This window comes from Variovorax sp. MHTC-1, assembly GCF_003984645.1.
Classification (GTDB): domain Bacteria; phylum Pseudomonadota; class Gammaproteobacteria; order Burkholderiales; family Burkholderiaceae_C; genus Variovorax.
This window is the reverse complement of sequence record NZ_RWKI01000011.1, coordinates 105707-126305: the sequence shown is the minus strand read 5'-3', so window position 1 is coordinate 126305 and position 20599 is coordinate 105707. Positions and strand designations below refer to the sequence as shown.

At 67.4% G+C, this 20599-nt stretch carries 18 protein-coding genes; 12 read left to right on the top strand and 6 right to left on the bottom strand.

Features of this window, described 5'->3' with window-relative positions; all coding sequences use genetic code 11:
* Position 1 precedes the first annotated feature (1 nt).
* Genes glyS through EJI01_RS19035 form a run of 4 tightly spaced genes read left to right on the top strand, consistent with a single transcriptional unit; the run spans position 2 to position 4400 of the window.
* Entirely contained in the window at positions 2 to 2152 is a 2151-nt protein-coding gene (gene glyS / locus EJI01_RS19050) for a glycine--tRNA ligase subunit beta (protein WP_126838697.1), read from the top strand.
* Positions 2153 to 2163: 11 nt separating this feature from the next.
* Positions 2164 to 2745 (top strand): D-glycero-beta-D-manno-heptose 1,7-bisphosphate 7-phosphatase, encoded by a 582-nt coding sequence (gene gmhB / locus EJI01_RS19045; protein ID WP_185878974.1) that lies wholly within the window; start codon positions 2164 to 2166, stop codon positions 2743 to 2745.
* The gene (locus EJI01_RS19040) at positions 2745 to 3500 is read left to right on the top strand and encodes a lysophospholipid acyltransferase family protein (RefSeq protein ID WP_126838696.1); all 756 of its coding nucleotides are present in this window, start codon (positions 2745 to 2747) and stop codon (positions 3498 to 3500) included. The genes gmhB and EJI01_RS19040 overlap by 1 nt, the downstream gene beginning before the upstream one ends.
* 9 nt (positions 3501 to 3509) lie before the next feature.
* A complete protein-coding gene (locus EJI01_RS19035; RefSeq protein WP_126838695.1) occupies positions 3510 to 4400 on the top strand; it encodes a M48 family metallopeptidase in 891 nt (296 codons plus the stop codon).
* A 101-nt stretch (positions 4401 to 4501) separates the two neighbouring features.
* Here the strand turns inward: EJI01_RS19035 and EJI01_RS19030 are convergent, their stop codons facing one another.
* On the bottom strand, positions 4502 to 5272 hold the full coding sequence (locus tag EJI01_RS19030) for an SDR family oxidoreductase (RefSeq protein ID WP_126838694.1): 771 nt from the start codon (positions 5270 to 5272) through the stop codon (positions 4502 to 4504).
* Positions 5273 to 5530: 258 nt separating this feature from the next.
* Between EJI01_RS19030 and EJI01_RS19025 the strand changes: the two genes are divergently transcribed.
* From EJI01_RS19025 to EJI01_RS19015, 3 genes are all read left to right on the top strand, one after another.
* Positions 5531 to 6442: a fatty acid desaturase gene (locus tag EJI01_RS19025; protein WP_126838693.1), complete on the top strand. Its 912-nt coding sequence runs from the start codon at positions 5531 to 5533 to the stop codon at positions 6440 to 6442.
* 3 nt (positions 6443 to 6445) lie between these two features.
* The gene (locus tag EJI01_RS19020; protein WP_126838692.1) at positions 6446 to 8359 is read left to right on the top strand and encodes an iron-containing redox enzyme family protein; all 1914 of its coding nucleotides are present in this window, start codon (positions 6446 to 6448) and stop codon (positions 8357 to 8359) included.
* 122 nt (positions 8360 to 8481) lie between these two features.
* Positions 8482 to 9624 (top strand): alkane 1-monooxygenase, encoded by a 1143-nt coding sequence (locus EJI01_RS19015; RefSeq protein ID WP_126838691.1) that lies wholly within the window; start codon positions 8482 to 8484, stop codon positions 9622 to 9624.
* Positions 9625 to 9645: 21 nt separating this feature from the next.
* On the opposite strand, the gene EJI01_RS19010 is transcribed toward EJI01_RS19015, so the two are convergent.
* From EJI01_RS19010 to EJI01_RS18990, 5 genes are all read right to left on the bottom strand, one after another.
* Positions 9646 to 11478, bottom strand: coding sequence for a hybrid sensor histidine kinase/response regulator (locus tag EJI01_RS19010; RefSeq protein WP_126838690.1), 1833 nt, complete (start codon positions 11476 to 11478; stop codon positions 9646 to 9648).
* Positions 11471 to 12103 (bottom strand): response regulator transcription factor, encoded by a 633-nt coding sequence (locus EJI01_RS19005; RefSeq protein ID WP_185878973.1) that lies wholly within the window; start codon positions 12101 to 12103, stop codon positions 11471 to 11473. The genes EJI01_RS19010 and EJI01_RS19005 overlap by 8 nt, the downstream gene beginning before the upstream one ends.
* 63 nt (positions 12104 to 12166) lie before the next feature.
* Entirely contained in the window at positions 12167 to 13081 is a 915-nt protein-coding gene (locus EJI01_RS19000; RefSeq protein ID WP_126838688.1) for a pseudouridine synthase, read from the bottom strand.
* 13 nt (positions 13082 to 13094) lie between these two features.
* Entirely contained in the window at positions 13095 to 14423 is a 1329-nt protein-coding gene (locus EJI01_RS18995) for a leucine-rich repeat-containing protein kinase family protein (protein WP_126838687.1), read from the bottom strand.
* A 43-nt stretch (positions 14424 to 14466) separates the two neighbouring features.
* On the bottom strand, positions 14467 to 15528 hold the full coding sequence (locus EJI01_RS18990; protein ID WP_126838686.1) for an MBL fold metallo-hydrolase: 1062 nt from the start codon (positions 15526 to 15528) through the stop codon (positions 14467 to 14469).
* Between the two features lie 98 nt (positions 15529 to 15626).
* On the opposite strand from EJI01_RS18990, the gene EJI01_RS18985 reads away from it, so the two are divergent.
* From EJI01_RS18985 to EJI01_RS18965, 5 genes are all read left to right on the top strand, one after another.
* Positions 15627 to 16022 (top strand): MerR family transcriptional regulator, encoded by a 396-nt coding sequence (locus EJI01_RS18985; RefSeq protein ID WP_126838685.1) that lies wholly within the window; start codon positions 15627 to 15629, stop codon positions 16020 to 16022.
* Between the two features lie 52 nt (positions 16023 to 16074).
* Positions 16075 to 16779: a carbonate dehydratase gene (gene can, locus EJI01_RS18980; protein ID WP_126838684.1), complete on the top strand. Its 705-nt coding sequence runs from the start codon at positions 16075 to 16077 to the stop codon at positions 16777 to 16779.
* Between the two features lie 3 nt (positions 16780 to 16782).
* Positions 16783 to 18594: a bifunctional isocitrate dehydrogenase kinase/phosphatase gene (gene aceK / locus EJI01_RS18975; RefSeq protein ID WP_126838683.1), complete on the top strand. Its 1812-nt coding sequence runs from the start codon at positions 16783 to 16785 to the stop codon at positions 18592 to 18594.
* Positions 18595 to 18757: 163 nt separating this feature from the next.
* On the top strand, positions 18758 to 19942 hold the full coding sequence (locus tag EJI01_RS18970; protein WP_126838682.1) for an acetyl-CoA C-acyltransferase: 1185 nt from the start codon (positions 18758 to 18760) through the stop codon (positions 19940 to 19942).
* 113 nt (positions 19943 to 20055) lie between these two features.
* A complete protein-coding gene (locus EJI01_RS18965) occupies positions 20056 to 20571 on the top strand; it encodes a hypothetical protein (RefSeq protein ID WP_126838681.1) in 516 nt (171 codons plus the stop codon).
* Positions 20572 to 20599 lie beyond the last annotated feature (28 nt).

Below are 20599 nucleotides of genomic sequence, written 5' to 3'. Positions count from 1 at the left end.
GATGACCTCCAAGAACAACCTGCTTGTCGAACTCTTCGTCGAGGAACTCCCGCCCAAGGCGCTGAGGAAGCTCGGAGACGCCTTCGCTTCCGTGCTGCGCGACCAGCTGGTGGCCCAGGGCCTGGCCGATGCCGGCTCGGTGCTCACCGCCTACGCCTCGCCGAGGCGCCTCGCGGCGCACCTCACGAACGTGCTGGGCCAAGCCGCCGACCGCGCGGTCTCGCAGAAGCTCATGCCGGTGACGGTGGGGCTCGATGCCTCGGGCAACGCCAGCCCGGCGCTGCTCAAGCGCCTGGCCGCGCTGGGCGCCGACGCCTCGGCCGTGCCCGGCCTGAAGCGCGCGATGGACGGCAAGGCCGAGGCCCTGTTCTTCGAAAGCACGGCCAGGGGTGCGACGCTGTCCGAAGGCCTGCAGAAGGCGCTGACCGAGAGCATCGCCAAGCTGCCGATCCCTAAGGTCATGAGCTACCAGCTCGAAAACGGCTGCGAACTGCCCGGCTGGAGCAGCGTGAGTTTCGTGCGCCCCGCGCACGGGCTGGTGGCGCTCTACGGCGACACGGTCGTTGCGGTCGATGCGCTGGGGCTAAAGGCCGGGCGCGAAACTCATGGCCACCGCTTCGAGGCGCAGGTCGATCCGATCGTGCTGCGCGATGCCAACAGCTATGCGGTGCAGCTGGCCGACGAAGGCGCCGTGATCGCGGGCTTCGAGGCCCGCCGCTTCGAGATCGCGCGCCAGCTCGCGGAGGCGGCGTTGACGGTCGGCACCGGCTCGCAGCCGATCCACGACGATGCGCTGCTCGACGAAGTCACGGCCCTGGTCGAGCGCCCGAACGTGCTGGTGTGCGAGTTCGAGCGCGAGTTCCTCGACGTGCCGCAGGAGTGCCTCATCCTCACGATGAAGGCCAACCAGAAATACTTTCCGCTGCTCGACGCCGCGGGCCGGCTCACCCACAAGTTCCTGGTGGTCAGCAACATCCGGCCCGACGACGCCAGCGCGGTGATCGGCGGCAACGAGCGCGTGGTGCGCCCGCGGCTGGCCGACGCGAAGTTCTTCTTCGACCAGGACCGAAAGAAATCGCTGGCCTCGCGCGTCGAGTCGCTGGCCAAGGTGGTCTATCACAACAAGCTCGGCACCCAGGGCGAACGCGTGCAGCGCGTGATGCGCATCGCGCACGCGATCGGCGAACAGCTGGGCACCGCGGCGCACGACAGCACGCTGGCGCCGCGCGCGGTGCAGGCGGCGCAGCTGGCCAAGGCCGACCTGGTGACCGACATGGTGGGCGAGTTCCCCGAGCTGCAGGGCATCATGGGCCGCTACTACGCGCTGCACGACGGGCTCGAGCCCGCGGTGGCCGACGCGATCGAAGACCACTACAAGCCGCGCTTCGCGGGCGACGAACTGCCGCGCAACCAAGTCGGCGTCGTGGTCGCGCTGGCCGACAAGCTCGAGACCCTGGTGGGCATGTTCGGCATCGGCAACCTGCCCACCGGCGACCGCGATCCCTTCGCGCTGCGCCGCCATGCGCTGGGCGTGATCCGCATGCTGATCGAGCGCCAGCTGCCGCTCGACCTGCGCGCCTTGCTGGGCCAGGCCTTCGCCGCCTTCTCGCCGAAGGCCGGCGAAGCCGCGCTCGCCGACCCGACCGAAGCGCTCGAAGCCTTCCTCTACGACCGCCTGGCCGGCAGCTTGCGCGAGCAGGGCGCCAGCGCCCAGGAGGTCGATGCCGTGCTGGCGCCCCAGCCCCAGCGCCTCGGCGAGGTGCCCAAGCTGCTCGCCGCCGTGCGCGCCTTCGCCGCGCTGCCCGAAGCGCCGGCGCTGGCCGCGGCCAACAAGCGCATCGGCAACATCCTCAAGAAGTCGCCGGAAGCCGATGCGCACGTGAGCGAGCTGCTGCTGCAGGAGCCGGCCGAGAAGGCGCTCCATGCCGCGATGCAGAAGGTCGGGCCCGTGGCCAACGCGCAGTTCGACGCCGGCGACTACACCGCTTCGCTGCAGACGTTGGCTGCCCTGCGCGAGCCGGTCGACACCTTCTTCGACGGCGTGATGGTCAATGCCGAGCAGTCCGACCTGCGCCTCAACCGCCTGGGCCTGTTGATGCTGCTGCATGCGGCGATGAACCGCGTGGCGCAGCTCGAGCGCCTCGCCACCTGATCGGTACCGCCATGAAAATCGTCATCCTCGATCGCAACGGCACGCTCAATGTGCACCGCGAGGACTTCGTCAAGAGCGACATCGAGTGGACGCCGCTGCCGGGCGCGCTGGAGGCGGTCGCGCGGCTCAACCACGCGGGCTGGCATGTCGTGATCGCGTCCAACCAGTCCGGGCTCGGGCGCGGGCTGTTCGACATGGCTTCGCTCAACGCGATGCACGCCAAGATGCACAAGATGCTGGCGGCCGTAGGCGGCCGCGTCGATGCGGTGTTCTATTGCCCGCACAGTCCCGACGAGGGCTGCGAGTGCCGCAAGCCCAAGCCGGGCTTGTTCCACCAGATCGGCGAGCGCTACGGCGTCGACCTGGCCAACGTGCCGGTTGCGGGCGACAGCCTGCGCGACATGCAGGCCGGCGCGGCCGCCGGCTGCGAGCCGCACCTGCTGCTGACCGGCATGGGTGCGGCCTGCCGCGGCGTGACGCCGTTGCCGCCCGAGTACCCGCCGAACACGCAGGTGCACGACGACCTGGCGGCCTTCGTCGACTTCCTGCTGGAACGCGAAGAGCAGCAGGCGGCCCTGCAGGTGGCTGTCTGATGGCCTTCCTTCGATCCGTCGTCCACGCGCTGTGGATGCTCGTCACCGTGATCCCCTGGGGCATCATCATGGTGGTCAGCTCGCTCTGGAAGCGCGGCATTCCGCTGTACTGGATGGCCGTGCGCTGGCTCGGCTGGGCCATCGGCGGCGCGCGGCTGCTGCTGGGCATCGAGACGCGCGTGAGCGGCATGGAGAACCTGCCCCAGGACAAGCTCGCCGGCTGCGTGCTGCTGGTCAAGCACCAGTCGACCTTCGAGACCTTCCTGATGCCCACGCTGATGCCGCACCCGCTGGCCTTCGTGTTCAAGAGGGAACTGATCTACGTGCCCTTCTTCGGCTGGGCGATGGCGCGGCTCGACATGATCCACATCGACCGCAGCCAGCGCACGCAGGCTTTCAACAAGGTTGTCGCGCGGGGCCGCGAGCTGCTGGCGCAGGGCATCTGGATCATCATGTTTCCCGAGGGCACCCGCATTCCGCGCGGCCGGCAGGGCGTCTACAAGACCGGCGGCACGCGGCTCGCGTGCGAGACCGGCGTGCCGGTGGTCCCGATTGCCGTGACCTCGGCCAAGGTCTGGCCGCGCAAGGCCTTCATCAAGCGCCCGGGCGTGGTCGATGTCTCGATCGGCCCGGCCATTTCGAGCGTCGGGCGCCGGCCCGACGAGCTGATGCGCGAAGTCGAGGCCTGGATCGAAGGCGAGATGCGCCGGCTCGACCCCGAGGCCTACGTCTCGATCGAGACGGTTTCGGCCTGAGGCCCGGCCATGCGCAGCCTGCTGCAGTTCACGCTCGACCTGTTCGACGAGCCTGCGCCGCCTGCGCCCCCGCCTGTCGTCGAGCAGGCGCCGGCGGGCACCGTCTTCCCGCCGGCGATTCCGCTGGCCGACGCGATGAGCCCGGCCAGCTTCGTCCATCCGCGTGCCACGCGCGAGCTGGTGCTGGGCGACGCACGCGTGGCCTACGAGTTCACGCGCGGCAAGCGCCGCACCATCGGCTTCGTGGTCGGCGCCGAAGGGCTTTCGGTGCGCGCGCCGCGCTGGGTGGCGCTGCGCGACGTCGATGCCGCGGTGAAGGAGAAGGCCGACTGGATCCTGCGCAAGCTGTCCGAGACGCAGCAGCGCCATGCGCAGCTCGAAGCGGCGCGCATCGAGTGGAAGGACGGCGTCAGCTTTCCCTTTCTCGGTGAGCCGGTGGTAGTGCGGCTCGATCCGCACCATGCCTTCGACGGCATCGGCGCGATGCTCGATGCGGGCGCGGGCGTTGCGCCGCACACGCTGCGCCTCGCGCTTTCAAACAGCGCGAACCAGGCCCAGATCCGCGATGCCGCGCAAGCCTGGCTGATGCGCCAGGCGCGGCGCGTCTTCACCGAGCGGCTCGATCACTTTGCACCCCGCCTCGGCGTGGCCTGGCGCAAGCTGGCGTTGTCGAACGCCTCTACGCGCTGGGGCAGCGCCAGTGCCGACGGCGCGATCCGGCTGCACTGGCGGCTGGTGCACTTCAAGATGTCGGTGATCGACTACGTGGTGGCGCACGAACTGAGCCACCTGCGCGTGATGGACCACAGCCCGCGCTTCTGGGAAACGGTAGAAAGCGTGGTGCCGGACTACGGCGCGCTGCGGCAACAGCTCAAGGAGCAGCCGGTTCCCAAGTGGTGACTCCCGCCCCCTCTTGGGAGGGTCGGGGTGGGGGGCACATGGCGTTTCCATGAGACGCTACCCCCATCCCGGCCTTCCCCAAAGAGGGAAGGAGCAAGGCATCAGCGTGCGTGCGTGACGCCGCCGTCAACGATCAGCGTCGAGCCCATCACATAGTCTCCGGCCCGTGACGCGAGGTAGATCGCCGCGCCCGCCATGTCCTCCGGCTCGCCGATGCGGCCGGCCGGAATGTTCCCCTTGATCTCGTCCCCATGGTCGCGCGCGACCTTGTTCATGTCGGAGGCGAAGGCGCCGGGTGCGATCGCGCTCACCACGATGCGGTCCTGCGCGAGGCGCAGCGCCATGCGGCGCGTGAGCTGGATCAGCCCGGCCTTGCTGGCCGCGTAGGAGTAGGTTTCCTGCGGATTGACCGAGATGCCGTCGATCGAGGCGATGTTGATGACCTTCGCCAGGTGGTCGGTGGCCGCCTTCTTGAGCATCGGCGTCAGCGCCTGGGTCAGGAAGAAGGGGGTCTTGAGGTTGAGGTCGACGACCTTGTCCCAGCCGCTCTCGGGAAATTCCTCGTAGGGTGCGCCCCACGCGGCGCCGGCGTTGTTGACCAGGATGTCGAGCGCGTCTTCGTGCTTCGAATACGCGTCGACCAGTGACTGCGCACCGGCGAGAGTCGACACGTCGGCCGGCAGCGAGACGCAGTGGCCGGAGGCCGAGAGTTCCTTGGCCGTCTGGTCGCAGGCGGCGGCCTTGCGCGCCGAGATGTAGACACGGGCGCCCTGCGCCAGAAAGCCTTCGGCGATCATGCGGCCGATGCCGCGCGAGCCGCCGGTGATGAGGGCGCTGCGGCCCTGGAGCGAGAAGAGTCGAGTGGTGTCCATGCGCTATGTCTCCTGAGATGCGGCACAGCTTATTCCGGCGTGCCGGCGATTCGCGTCACCTTGGCGCCAGAAGCCTCAGTTGCGTTTTGTTACTGCATAATCCAACAGCGCCAGCCCCGGCAACGGTCGGCAAGCCCAGTTCTCCCACTTCGTCGGTCCAGCGCGTGATCTCCAAATCCTTCATTGCCGCGTCATGCGACCGCCTGTTCGGGACGGTCTCGGTAACCTGGCCAACCCCGCAGTGGCATCGTCAGCACAATGAACGTGCCTGAGCGCTTTCGGTTCGCCCGCCTGCGCCACTGGCGCGACTGGCAAAGCCTGGCCTATCTCGCCGCGCTGCCCGCGCTGGCGGCCTGGCAATGGATGTACGGCTTCCATTGGCTGCTCTACGGTCTGATGCTATTTCTCACGCTGGGCGTCGGCGTGATCCATCACAACCATGCGCATCTGCGTATGTGGCGCGGCCGCTGGCCGAACCGCTTCACCGATTGCTGGCTGACCCTGTTGCAAGGCCATCCGACCTTCGTGTTCTGGCCGGCGCACGTGGCCAATCACCATCGCCACCGGCACGGGCCGAAGGACGCTGCGCGCACCTACCGGTTCGGAGGTGACACCAATCACCTGCTGGGCTATCTAGTGCATCCGCTGCAGGCCGCGGCCGTGCTCTACCCGATGTTCGTGGTTTGGCTGGGCCGGCTGCGGCGCCGCTGGCCGGGCGCCTGGCGCTACTGCATGGCGCAGTACGTGCTTTGGCTCGGCAGTTGGACCGCGCTGCTGGCGCTCGATTGGCAGAAGGCGCTGCTGTTCGTCATCCTGCCACAGTTGCACGGACTGCATTGGCTGCTGGCCACCAACTACCTGCAGCATGCGCATGCGGACGGCCGGCCGCGCCCGGAAAGCGCTTCGCTCGACTACGCGCGCAACTTCGAAGGACTGGTCAATCCGCTCCTGTTCAACATCGGCCTGCATACGGTGCATCACGAGCACTCGAAGGTGCACTGGTCGGCGCTTTCACGGCTGCACCGCGAGCACTACCGCGCCCGCATCCACCCTTCGCTCAACGAAGGCGGTCTTCTTCCCTACATGGCGCGCGTGTTCGTGCTGGGTGCGCTCGTGTCGCGCTTTCGCAGCCGCTCGCTGATGTCCCCGATTTCTCCACCACGGCCCTGATCCATGCCAGTCTCATTCCAACGCGTCTACCTCGAAAGTGCCGGCTATTTCATGCCCGGCGAGCCGGTGTCCAACGAACACATGGATGCCTACATCGCACCGCTCAACCGCATGTCGGAGCGCATCAAGCGACGCATCCTGGCCGAGAACGGCATCCGCGAGCGCTACTACGCGATCGACGCCGAGGGCCGCACGGTGCACACCAACGCGCAGCTTGCGGCCGGCGCGATCCGCCATTGCCTGCAGCAGGGCGCGGTCGAGCTGTCGCGCGTGTCGTTGCTGGCCAGCGGCTCCTCGGGCGGCGATGCGCTGATGCCGGGCTTCGCCAACATGATCCAGGGCGAGCTCGCGGCGCCGCCGATGGAAACGCTGTCGGTCCACGGCATTTGCGCGGCGGGGGTGTCGGCGATCCAGGCGGCGGCGCAGGGCGTGGAGCTCGGCGCGCATCGCTCTGCGCTGGCGGTGGCGAGCGAGATGCCCTCGCGCCTGTTCAAGCGCTCGCGCTTCGCAGCGCGCGGTTACGACACCGACTTCGACTCGCATTTCCTGCGCTGGATGCTGTCCGACGGCGCCGGTGCGCTGCTGCTGTCCGACGGCGCAGCGGCGCTGGCCGGCGCGCCGGGCCTGCGCTTGCGCCTCAAGTGGATCCATCAGCGCGCCTTCTCCGGCGACTATCCGGTGTGTATGCAGCTGGGCCTGACCGAAGACCGCTCGCGCGGCCACCTGGACTTCGGCTCCTGGGGCGAGGCCGAGGCTGCGGGTGCGCTCGCGCTCAGGCAGGACATCCGCCTCTTGCCGCACCTGTTCGACATCGGCATCCACGAATACGCGGGCCTGGTGCGCGAGGGCTGGGTCGATCCGTCGCGGGTCGACCATTTCCTGTGCCACTACTCGTCGGAGAAGTTCATCCCGGTGGTGGACGACCTGATGCGCAAGGCTGGCCTCGCCATTCCGCGCGAGCGCTGGTATAGCAACCTGGCCTGGCGCGGCAACACCGGCGCGGCCTCGATCATGATCATGCTGGCCGAGTTCCTGCAGACCAAGAGCTTGAAGGCAGGCGAGCAGATCTTCTGCTACGTGCCCGAGTCGGGCCGCTTCATGGCGGCGTACATGCTGTTCGAGGTCGAGGAGTCCGGTGCCGCTGCTGCCGCTGCGCCTGCGCCGGTTCGCGCAGAGGCGGCGACCGAGGCGTCGACTGAAGTCATTGCACCGCCGCACGACCCGGCGGCCGCGCCCGAGGGCCTGGGCGAACTGCTCACCGAGCTGGCCGCGATCTGGCACGACTACCGTTCGCGCGTATGGCGCACGCCGCTGGTGCAGCAGATCCGCGAGCGCCGCTTCGCGCTCGCGGACTACCTGAACTGGATGGAGAACTGGATTCCCCAGGTGCGCGAAGGCAGCAAGTGGATGCGCGAAGGCGCCGCCTCGCTGGCCGAGCCCTACCAGGCGCTGGCCGCCCTGATCGGCTTGCATGCCGGCGAGGAGCAGGACGACTTCATGATCCTGTTCAACGACTACCGCAAGGCCGGCGGCAGCATCGCGGACATCGATGCCCTGCGGCGCAACCCGGGCGGCGAAGCGCTCAACGCCTACCTGCATGGCCTGGCCGCGACGCGCAACCCGATCGGCCTCCTGGGCGCGATCTACGTCATCGAAGGCACCGGGCAGCGCATCGTGCCGGCGCTGCTGCCGCTGATCAAGGCGGGGCTGAAACTGCCCCCTGAAGCTTTCCGCTTCCTCGAGTACCACGGCCACAACGACGAGAACCACCTCAGCCGCTGGCTCGCCGCGGTCGAGATGGCGATGGCGCTCGACAGCGAGGGCAGGGCGGCGCGCCAGATCGTCGACACCGCGCGCCACACCGCGGCGCTTTACCTGATGCAGTTCCAGCACGTCACCGAGCGCATTTCTCCCTGAGCACCGGGCAGTCCGCATCGAATCGCACTTCGACGGCGGACGCTGGAAAGGTGTCGGGACCGAACTCTGCAAACTCTTCTCACCGGCCTCTCTCATCCATCGGATCGAGAGCCGAGCGCACTATGGCCTCCTATCTTCGACACGGCGGATTCCTGCTCTTCTTCGGGCCGCTGATTTTCGTGACCGTTCTGGCAGGTGGAGCTTGGACCTGGCTCGGCTTCATCGTGCCGATGGCCATCGTGATCGTGGGCGACGCCGTCCTTCCTCCCGACACATCGACCCCGGTTCTCAGATGGCCAGGTTTGCTCAACCTGTTTCTGTTCGCGCAGCTTCTTCTGACCGTGATCGCATTGATCCTTGTCGGTTGGAAGATGGCGCCGGGAGATTTCGCGCATATCGGCGAGATGACCCAGGCAATGACCGGTTGGGATGTTCTTCGCCGGCGCGACGAACTCGTCGTCTGGAGCACCTTGGGCGTCGTGCATTCCATCAGCCTCCTGCTGAGCGGGAATTTCTTTGTCGCGCACGAGCTCATCCACCGGCGAGATCGGCTCAGCGCGGGCGCGGGAAAACTGCTGCTGGCAGCGGTGGGCGACACGCAGTTTGCGATCACGCATCTGCATCAGCATCACAAGCATGTGGGCACCCGCGCAGATCCGGCGACCGCGAGGCGCGGAGAGTCCGTGTATCGCTTCATGTTTCGATCCGCGTGGGGGCAGTGGGTCGGCGCCTGGCGGATAGAGAAGGGACGACTGGCCAGACGGGGGCGATCGCCGTGGAGCCTGGACAATCGATTCATCGCCGGGCAAGCGATGACGCTGTCGATCGTCGTCCTCATGGGGGCCGCGTTCGGATGGCAGGCGCTGCTCGTGTTCCTCCTCTGCGCGGCCCGCGCGAAGGCGCTCAACGAGGCGATCAACTACGTTCAGCACTACGGGCTGGTTCGGGTCCCCGGAACGCCGGTCGAGCCTCGCCATTCCTGGGATTGCACGGCGGCGGTGAGCGGACCGCATCTCATCAATCTGCCCCGGCATGCGGACCATCATGCCCGGGCCAACATTCCATTCTGGAAACTGCGCAGCGAGCCTGGTGCTCCGCTGCTGCCGCTCGGCTACTTTGCAGCGCCGCTGCTGGCGATGGTGCCGTCCCTCTGGCGGCGGCGAATGAAGCCGCTGCTGCAGAAATGGGACAGACAGATGGCTTCCGGCGCCGAGCTTGCGCTGCTGCGTGAACGCGCCGGCGATCGGGAATTGCCGCACTCATGAGATGCGGCAACGGCATGCGCGCTAAGGGGAAGCACTGCCCGCCAGCGCCGGCGTCGCTCGCGGGCTGATTCCAAGCGCGACCTCCTGCAGGGTGCGCGCCAGGTGCTCGCCGTCCAGGGGCTTGTGGAGGACTCTTGCGGCCACGCTCGACAACTCGGCGAAACGCGAGGGTGCCGTTTCGCCCGTCACGATCACCGCCGGCAGGGTCGGCATCTCCCGGCGCAGGCGCCCGATCACGTCGATGCCGGTTTCGTTGCGCAAGCGAAAGTCGACCACCAGCACGTCCGGCTCGAAGCCGTCGGCGATCGCCTGCTGCGCCTTGCCCCCATCCGTGACGCCCTTGACCGACCAGCCCATCTGATGCAGATAGATGCACATCGCATTGAGCACTTCGGCCTCGTCGTCGACCAGCAGCACCGCCAGGCGCGTGCCATCGGCGTCGCGCGCGGAGACCGGTGGAGGCGACGAGAGTTCCGGAACCATCGGCGGCGCGGCATCCATCTCGAGTTCGAAGGTCGTGCCCCGGCCCGGCTCGCTGTCGAGCTTCAGCTCGATATCGAGCAGCGCGGCAGTTCGCCGCACGATGGCGAGGCCCAATCCGAGGCCTTGCGCGCGGTCGCGCGACGGGTTGCCGATCTGATAGAACTCTTCGAACACCCGTTCGCGTTCGCTCGCCGGAATGCCCGGACCCGTGTCCAAGACCTGAACCAGGACGCGTCCCGACTGCGCGCGTCGCGCCGCAAGCGTGACGCCGCCGGTCGATGTGAATTTGATGGCGTTGTTGACCAGATTGCCGAGGATGCGCAGCAGCTGATCGCTGTCGGTGAGACCCCACAGCGGCTCGTCCTTCAGGTCGACCCGGAGCGACAGCCCCTTCTGCGCCGCCAGCGCCGCGTACTCGTCATGCACTGCGCGGAGCACCGCTCCGATGTCATGGGATGCGAACTTCGCAGCGATGGAGTGAGCGTCGAGGCGTGAAATGTCGAGCAGCCCGTCCAGCAGTCCGCTGCTCTGGCGCAGCGCGCTGCTGATGCCCCGGCTCACCTCTTTCAACAGCGGATCGGTCGCTCGCTGGGCAAGGATGTCGAGCGTGGTGGCGTTGATCGACAGTGCATGCAAGGGCTGCCGCAGGTCATGGCTGGCCGCGGCGAAGAAGCGTGTCTTGGCCTCACTCGCCGCTTCCGCTCGATCGCGTGCCACCTTGACCGCTTCGGACAGCACCGCGTTGTCGTCGACCACGCTCATGAGTTCCTTCAGGTTGCGAGCCTGATCCTTGACGGTTCCCAGCAGCAGCGCATACATGGCGCAAACGCCGATTCCGAGCGAGATCCCTAGTGTGCCGCCGCGCAAGATCCATCCGACGGCGATGAAGCCAAAGGTCAGCGTGGACAGCCCGACGAAGGCGCGCAGCGAGCCCGCCAGCGAGGTGACGCTGATGGCAACTCCCACGATCAGCATGACGCCCATCAGGAGCGGTCCGGCGTTGGTCGGGATCGAGTAGTAGATGAAGGGGACGATCGGCGCGGTCACCAGGCCGTTCATCGTGAAGCCGTTCTCTAGCCGGCGAAGCCCCGCGAGCCAGGTCTCGGCGGGCGCGCGCTCGATGGTCTGCGCCAGCCGGTAGCGGTGCACCCCCACTGCCCATGTGCAGGCGAGCCAGACCCATTGCCAGATGCTCAGACCTTGCTGCGTGGCGACGAGGGCGACCAGCAGGTAGCCGAAGTAGACCAAAGGTAGGCGCCGGGAGTAGTGCAGCAACAAGGCCAGTCGGCGCTCGGCGATGCGGTGTTCGATGCGCGCCTCACGCAGTTCCGGCCTCGAATCCGTGAGGGAGACGGCTGCGGCTTCAGTCAATTCGCATGCCCTCGCGCGATGCCTGGTAGGCGGCCTCGGTCCGGTTGCGCACGCCGAGCGCCGTGTAGACGGCGGTCAGGTGGGCCTTGACAGTGGACTCGGCGATGTTGAGCTGGCGCGCGATGAGCTTGTTGGGCAGGCCGCGAGCCGCGGCGCGGTAGACGTCCATCTGGCGCGCCGTGAGGCCTGCAAGCCGCGGGTCACTGCCGCTGCCGGGACGGCTTTCGATGTCGGGCGGAGGGGCCGCGTTGAGGGTTTCCAGCGGCAGGAAGATGCGCCCGGCGAGCACGTGCCGCAGCGCGGCGACCATCATTTCCGAGCTGTACTTCTTGGGGATGAAGCCGGCTGCGCCGAGGTCGACCGTGTTGCGGATCATCGCGGCGTCGGTCTCGCCGGACAGCACCACGATGCGCGCCATGCAGCCGGCGTCGCGCAGCCGGCGGATGGATTCTTCGCCGTCGCAATCGGCCAGGTGCCAGTCGAGCAGCACCAGGTCGAACTCCGCGAGCGCCACCAGCTGGACGGCGTTCGTCATTTCGCCCGTGGTTTCCACACGCAACTCGGGAACCAGGACGCTCAGCAGGTTCTTCATACCCTGCAGAAACATCACGTGGTCATCAATCATCAATACGTTCATCGGTACCCCCTGGGTCCGAGTATTCATCAGATTGAGGCCGGAATGAACGGGCTAAGACTTTGGTCGGAGCGGCAGTGAAAGTGCTCTTGCGCTTTTGAATTCGCGCCGAACGCCGGTGACCGGATCGCGAAAAGCCAGCCCCTTGGCCAGCAGCTGCAGCGGCCGCTCGAAGTCCTCGCCGCCTTCGGGCAGAAGCTCGGGATAGATCGCGTCGTTGCGAATCGGCATGCCGATCGCTGCGCAATGCACGCGCAGCTGGTGCCTGCGCCCGGTGAGCGGCGCCAGAAGCAGGCGGGCCCAGCCCTCGCGGGCCTCCAGCAGCTCGAAGCGCGTCTCGGAGTTGGGCTCGCCGGGCGCCTCCCGCATGCGCATGAAATGCGCGTCGTCCACGAGGCGGCTGCGACGCACGGCGGGCAGCACCGGTTCACCGCGCCACGGCACGATGGCCTCGTAGTGCTTGGTGATCTCGCGCTCGGCAAACAGCGCGTGATAGATGCCGCGCGTCTCGGGCCGGACCGAGAACAGCACCACGCCGGCGGTCTCGCGGTCGATGCGGTGCAGGGGCGCCAAGTCGTCGAGACCCAGCTTGCGCTTCAGGCGCACGAGCAGGCTCTCCTGCACGTACTTGCCGACCGGCGTGACCGGAAGGAAATGGGGCTTGTCCACGGCCAGCAGCTGCTCGTCCTGGAACAGGACGACTTCGTCGAAAGGGATGCGGCGCTCCGTCTCGAGCGAGCGGTAGTAGTAGATGCGCAGCCGCGGCTGGTAGGGCCGCATTTCGGTGACGGGCACGCCGTGCTCGTCGACCACCTCGCCCGAGCGCATGCGTGCTTCCCAGGTCGCGCGCGGGATGGCAGCAAAGCGCTGCACCAGGAACTCGGCGATAGTGGGCCAGGGCCCGGCCGGCAGGGCGACGCAGCTCGGGCCGACGCCGTCGCGGGTGGGCAGCGGCAAGGGAGCCGGCATGGCGGGTGCGCGCTCAGGCGGCCGCGAGCCCCGACACGATCTCGGCGAAGGCGGGGCGCGCGGCGGGTTCGGGTTGCGTGCAGCGTGCCTGAAGAGCGGTCAGCAGCCCGAGGGAAGCGGTATCTGTATCGCTCGCCGGCTGGCAGCGTGCCAGCAACTCTTGCAGCAGATGGCCGAAGGCGCACACCTCGATGCGCTGCAGGGCCTGCGCCTGCGCGCGGTCGTCCAGCGGCAGGAAGGAGGCGGCACCGAAGTCACCCAGGAGACAGTCGCCCCGGCCGTCCCACAGGATGTTGTGGGCGTAGAGGTCGCCGTGCAGGATGCCGCGCGCATGCAGCTGCGCCGCGGCCGAGGCGATGCCGCGCGCCATGCACAGCGCGGTCGGCACCGGCCAGCCGGCGTCGCCGGCATAGACGTCGCGCGTGCAGGAGGCCAGGCTGGGCGGGCCGGCCAGGTTGCCGAAGCGCGGATCCACCAGTGAGAGCACCAGGCCTGGCGTGCTCTCGGGATGGTTGCGGACCTGGCCCTGCACTGCTATCAGGTTCGGGTGCGCGCCGGCAGCGATGCAGGCCGCCATCTCGCTGTGGGGCCAGCCGTCGCTGGTGACGGTGCCCTTGAACAGCTTGACCGCCACCGGCTGGATGCCGCCGTCGGCCCGCGCCCAGTCCGCCTGGTGAATCACGCCGGAAGCGCCTTCGCCGAGCTTGTGTTGCAGCGAGAGAGAGTTCCAATCAATGGCCGGGATGGCCTCTGCGGCCAGCGCCGCCGCCTCGGCTCGGTCGTCGAAGGGATTGCCCGCGAAAGCCAGCCACGAAAGCCGCGGCAGCGAGAGCAGCCAATCGGGCAGGGCGGCAAGGCGGTTGGCCGAGATGCGCAGCAGCTCGAGCCCTTGGCAGGCGGCCATCTCGGCCGGCAGCGCCTGCAGGCGATTGCCCGCCAGCATCAGCTTTTGCAGCCGCGTGCAGCGGCCGATGGTGCGGGGCAGCGCCTCGATCTCGTTGTCCGTCAGGATCAGCCAGCGAAGCGTTGCCGGCAGCGAGCCGGCGGGCACCTCGCGGATGCGGTTGGCCTTGAAGCCCGCGATGTCGAGCTGCGCGCATTGCCCGACCGATTCGGGCAGCTGCGTGAAGCGGTTGTTCGAGCAGAAGAGCACGCGCAGCCGGTGCAGGCGGCCCAGGTCCGCCGGCAGGGTGGCGAGCGCATTGCCCGATAGGTCGAGCACTTCCAGCGTATCGGCCAGTTCGAAGATTTCGCGCGGAAATTCGGTGAGCCCGCACGACAGGTCCAGCCGCCGGGCACCGGCCAGCTCGCCTGCACGCAGCCGGGCCAGCGTGTCGTTCATTCGATAACCTCTGCGGTATTCGCCTTGGGAGAGGCCGGATGGCTCATGCGAACACGCCGAAGCGGTGAATGCCGTCCTCACCCTTTCGGCGTTGCAGCAGCCCCTCGAACCACAGCAGGTGCAGGTGCGCCACCGTCTCGCCCATGGCAAAAGTCATCTGGTGCAGGTCGAGCTGGCGCTTGAACAGGATCGGCAGGCCTTCGGCCGCGCTGTGCGGCGTCCGGGTGCAGGCCTCCAGCAGCTCGGCCAGGCGGTCGCGGTGGTGTTCCTGCAACTGCTCGACGCGCCGATGGATGCCGGTGAAGGGCTTGCCGTGCGAGGGCAGTCCCAGCGTGCCGGCGGGCAGGGTCTTGAAGCGCTCGATGCTGTCGAGGAAGAGGCGCAACGGATTGGCCTCCGGCTCGCCTGCGTGCACGCTCACGTTGGTCGAGATGCGCGGCAGCATCATGTCGCCGCCCAGCAGCGCGTTGAGTTCCTCGCAATAGAGCGCGATGTGCTCGGGCGCATGGCCGTAGCCGCTGATGCAGCGCCAGGCGCGCCCGCCGATCGAGACCGTGGCGCCGTCGAGCAGGCGCACGAAGCTCGCTGGCACTGCGGGCACCATGTTCGCGTAGTAGTTGCTGCGCGCGCGGATCTTGGCCACCGATTCGGGGTCGACCAGGCCGTGCGCGGCGAAGAAGTCGGCCGCTGCGTCGCCGCCGGCGAGCGTGTCGCCGGCGCTGGTCAGCACGCGCGCCACGTGGTAGTCGGTGGCGCTGATCCACAGCGGCGCGTTCCAGCGCCGGCACAGCCAGTCGGCCAGGCCGATGTGGTCGGGGTGCATGTGGGTCACGATCACGCGCAGGATCGGCAGGCCTTCGAGCTGGGTGGCGAAGATCTGCTCCCACTGCGCGCGCGAGGCGTCGTGGGCGATGCAGCAGTCCACCACCGTCCAGCCTTCCTTGCCGTCGATGGTGTCGCGCAGCAGCCAGAGGTTGATATGGTCGAGCGCGAAGGGCAGCGCCATGCGGATCCAGCGCACCCCGGGTGCGACCTCGAAGGTCTCGCCCGGCGCGGGCAGCGTGTCGCCGAAGGGATATTGGAGTTCGCGTTCGAGGAGGTTCATGTACGATTGACGTTAACGTAAACGTCATGGAGAAGAGCCAACATTGTAGGCAGTGCAGCCCGAACCTGCTGTCGCCGCCGCAACCCCGCATCCGCATCATGCCTTCGCAGACCTTCACCATCGGCGAACTCGCCCGGGAATTCGACCTCACCACGCGGGCGATCCGCTTCTACGAGGACATGGGGCTGCTCGCCCCGGAGCGCGCGGGCCAGCAGCGCGTCTACACCGCGCGCGACCGTGCGCGGCTGACGCTCACCCTGCGCGCCAAGCGGCTCGGCCTGAAGCTGACCGAGGCCAAGGAAATTCTCGACATGTACGACAGCCCGCGCGACACCGCCGCGCAGCTGCAGCGCTTTCTCGGCGTGCTCGGCAGCCACCGGGCCCAGCTCGAGGCCCAACTGGCCGAGCTGGAGGCCAACCTGGCCGAAGTCCGCGCGCAGGAGAAACAGGCACGCGCCGCGCTCGCGCGTGCCGCCAAACCCAAGGCCCGCTGAGGGCCCGCTGAACGCCCGACTTTCACCCCAGTCACCGACAATGGACGACAACATGCCTGACAACCTCGACGACCTGTTCTCCCACAACCGCAGCTGGGCTGCGCGGATGGAGCGCGACCGCCCCGGCTTCTTCACCGGCCTGGTGAAGCAGCAGACCCCCAAGTACATGTGGATCGGCTGCTCCGACAGCCGCGTGCCCGCCAACCAGATCACCGGGCTGGAGCCGGGCGAGGTGTTCGTGCACCGCAACGTGGCCAACATCGTGGTGCACTCCGACCTCAACGCGCTGTCGGCGATCCAGTTCGCGGTCGAGCGGCTCAAGGTCCGGCACATCATGGTGGTCGGGCACTACGGCTGCGGGGGCGTCCAGGCTGCGCTCGAGGGCGTACGCATCGGTTTGGCCGACAACTGGATCCGCCACATCCAGGACGTTCGCGACCGCCACCGCGTGTTCCTCAACAGCCTGCCGGAGTCGCTGCGCGCCGACGCCCTGTGCGAGCTCAACGTGACGGAGCAGGTGGTCAACGTGGCGGTCAGCACCGTCATGGAAGATGCCTGGAGCCGCAATCAGTCCGTGTCCATCCATGGCTGGGCCTTCGGCGTGCACGACGGCCTGCTCCAGGATCTGGGCATGACGCTCGACGGTGCCAAGCCGATCGAGGGGATGTACAAGGCGGCCGTGCAGCGCATCCGCCACAAGTGGAGCAAGCTCGGCGAAGTGCAGCCCGACGCCGACACCGAGCAAGCCGCGTCCTGACCCATGTTCCCCCAGCGTCTCGACTCGCCGCTGGCCTACGACATCGCGAAGGCGATGCGCGACGGCTTCAACCGCCACTACCAGCTGTTCCGCGCCGAGTCGGCGCGCGCCAAGCACCGTTTCGAGACGGCCGACTGGCACGGCCAGCAGCGGGCGCAGCGCGAGCGCATCGAGTTCTACGACCTGCGGGTGAGCGAGGCGGTGGCGCGGCTCGAGAAGGAGTTCAAGGCCGGCGAGCAGCCGATGGACGTCTGGCACCAGGTCAAGCTGCACTTCATCGGCTTGCTGGTCGACCATCACCAGCCCGAGCTGGCCGAGAGCTTCTTCAACTCGGTGACCACCAAGATCCTGCACCGCGCCTACTTCCAGAACGACTTCATCTTCGTGCGGCCGGCCATCAGCACCGAGTACATCGAGCCGCGCGATGCACCCACCTACCGCGCCTACTACCCCGAGCGCGAGACGCTGGATGCCACCATCGAGCGCATGCTCGAGGACTACGCGCTGCAGGGCGCCTACGCCAACATGCAGCGCGACGCCGAGCGCGTGGCGGCCGCCATCCTCGGGCGCTTCCACCAGGTCAAGCTGCGCGCCAACTTCCAGCTGCAGGTGCTGTCGGGCCTGTTCTACCGCAACAAGGGCGCCTACGTGGTCGGAAAGATCATCAACGGCTTCATCGAGCTGCCCTTTGCGCTGCCCATCCTGCACGACAGCGCCGGCAAGTTCTACATCGACGCGGCGCTCTTCGGCGAGGAAGACCTGCAGATGCTCTTCAGCTTCGCGCGCGCCTACTTCATGGTCGACATGGAGGTGCCATCGGCCTATGTGCAGTTCCTGCGCTCGCTGATGCCGCGCAAGCCGCGCGCAGAGATCTACAACGCGCTCGGGCTGGCCAAGCAGGGCAAGACGCTCTTCTACCGCGACTTTCTCTATCACCTCAACTACTCGAGCGACAAGTTCCGCATCGCGCCCGGCATCAAGGGCATGGTGATGCTGGTGTTCGACCTGCCGTCCTTCCCCTACGTGTTCAAGGTCATCAAGGACTTCTATCCGCCACAGAAGGACACCACGCGCGAGCAGATCAAGAGCAAGTACATGCTGGTCAAGCAGCACGACCGCGTGGGCCGCATGGCCGACACGCTGGAGTACAGCGACGTCGGCTTCCCGCTCGACCGCTTCGAGCCCGAGCTGATCGAGGAGATCCAGAAGTTCGCGCCCAGCCAGCTCGAGATCGGCGACCGCGACGGCAACGGGGAGATGGAGGTGGTGCTCAAGCACGTCTACATCGAGCGCCGCATGATCCCGCTCAACATCTACCTGCAGGAAGCTTTCGACCAGCTCGAGCATCCCGAGCACGCCAAGCGCGCGGGCAAGCAGCTGGAGCATGCAGTCATCGAGTACGGCAATGCCATCAAGGACATGGTTGCGGCCAACATCTTCCCCGGCGACATGCTGTGGAAGAACTTCGGCGTCACGCGCGGCGGCAAGGTCGTGTTCTACGACTACGACGAGATCGAATACCTCACCGACTGCAACTTCCGCCGCGTGCCGACGCCGATCCACGAGGAAGACGAGATGAGCGGCGAGGTCTGGTATTCGGTCGGTCCGAAGGACGTGTTCCCCGAGACCTTCGGCCCCTTCCTGCTCGGCAACGAGGCGGTGCGCGAGGCCTTCATGACCCACCATGCCGACCTGCTCGACGCCGCCTTCTGGCAAAGCCACAAGGAACGCATCCAGGCCGGCCAGATGCTGGACGTTTTTCCCTACGACGAGGCGCAGCGGTTCATTCACGATGGCCATGCCCCGTACTTTTAGCTCGTCCCCAGGCTGCGCGTACTTCGTGTCGCTCCGCCAACCCCTGGCGGAGGCAACACCAGCGGCCCGGCAAAGCCGGTTCCGCGGTGCTTGACGAATGGGGCAGGCGTAGGCGCGAGATTTGATTTTTGCTAGTGCACATTTTTCTTAAGGAGCAACTTCCATGACCGAATCCATCGTCATCGTCGGCGCAGCCCGCACCCCCATGGGCGGCTTCCAGGGCGACTTTTCTTCCCTTGCCGCGCACGACCTCGGCGGCGTCGCCATCAAGGCGGCCATCGAGCGCGCGGGCATCGCGCCCGACACGGTCGGCGAGGTGCTGTTCGGCAACTGCCTGATGGCCGGCCAGGGCCAGGCGCCGGCGCGCCAGGCGGCCTACAAGGGCGGCCTTCCCGACAGCGCAGGCGCGGTCACGCTCAGCAAGATGTGCGGCTCGGCCATGAAGGCCGCGATGCTCGCGCACGACCTGCTGCTCGCGGGCACGCACGAAGTCATGGTGGCCGGCGGCATGGAGAGCATGACCAACGCGCCCTACCTCATGCTGAAAGGCCGCGGCGGCTACCGCATGGGCCACGACCGCATCTTCGACCACATGATGCTCGACGGCCTCGAGGACGCCTACCAGCCCGGCCGCTCGATGGGCACCTTCGGCGAGGACTGCGCGGCCAAGTACAAGTTCACGCGCGAGCAGCAGGACGCCTTCGCGATCGCGAGCGTGGAGCGCGCCAAGGCCGCCACCACCTCGGGCGCCTTCAAGGCCGAGATCGCACCGGTCACGGTCAAGGGCCGCGGCGGCGACACCGTGATCGAGATCGACGAAGGCCCGGGCAAGGTCAAGCTCGACAAGATCCCGCAACTCAAGCCGGCCTTCAAGAAAGAGGGCGGAACCATCACCGCCGCCTCGAGCTCGTCGATCAACGACGGCGCCGCCGCGCTGGTGATGATGACCGAGAGCACCGCGAAGAAGCTCGGCGCCAGGCCGATCGCGCGCCTTGTCGGCCATGCCACCCACGCGCAGCAGCCCGAGTGGTTCTCGACCGCGCCCGTGGGCGCCGTGTCCAAGCTGTTCAAGAAGACCGGCTGGGGCGTGAAGGACGTCGATCTCTGGGAAGTCAACGAAGCCTTCGCCGTGGTGCCGATGGCGCTGATGCACGAGCTCGACATCTCGCACCACATCGTCAACGTCCACGGCGGCGCCTGCGCCCTGGGCCACCCGATCGGCGCCAGCGGCGCGCGCATCATGGTCACGCTGATCCATGCGCTGCAGCAGAAAGGCAAGAAGCGCGGCGTGGCGACGCTGTGCATCGGCGGCGGCGAAGGCACGGCGGTCGCGCTCGAATTGGTCTGAGGCAAGAGCAGGCACGATAACTGCAGTCCAGACCGCAACGAAGGCGGTGACCGTTGGCAAAAAGGGCGCCGTCCATTCGATGCGCGACCTTTCCACGCTGGAGTTCTCTTTTCATGCCGTCTCCGATTTCGAAGGCTCAGTTCGACAAGCTTCGCGCACTGGTCGATCAAGGGCGCATCCATACGGCCTATGACTACCTCTCCGACCGCGGCTACTACTACGCGTGCTGGGCCGCCGGCGACGTCGAAGACAGCCAGGCTCCCGAGGCACGGGGCCGCACGGTGCCGGGCCTGGGCCTGGAGGCCCGGCAGAAGCTGACGGAGCACGAGCTCGCGCGCTTTCGAACCAGCATGGCAAAGGGCTATCTGGGCGCGCTGGGTGCTCAGTTCGAACACGGCCCCTCCATCACGCGCGACGTCAGCGCAGAAGAGACGGCCGAGTTTCATGGTGAGGTCTTTCGAACTCACTTTCTCGGCATCAAGGACTGGACCCTCTGCGTTCCCTTCGAGCTGCAGGAAAAAGCCGGCGGCCTCGAAGCCGTCGAGCGCTACTGGGACGGCGTGCTGCGAACCGCCGCCAAGCTGAGCGCGCGGGCCATTGCGCGCTCGGCCGCACTGATCGCCGCATAGCGACGGGCACCGCGCACGGTTGACATTT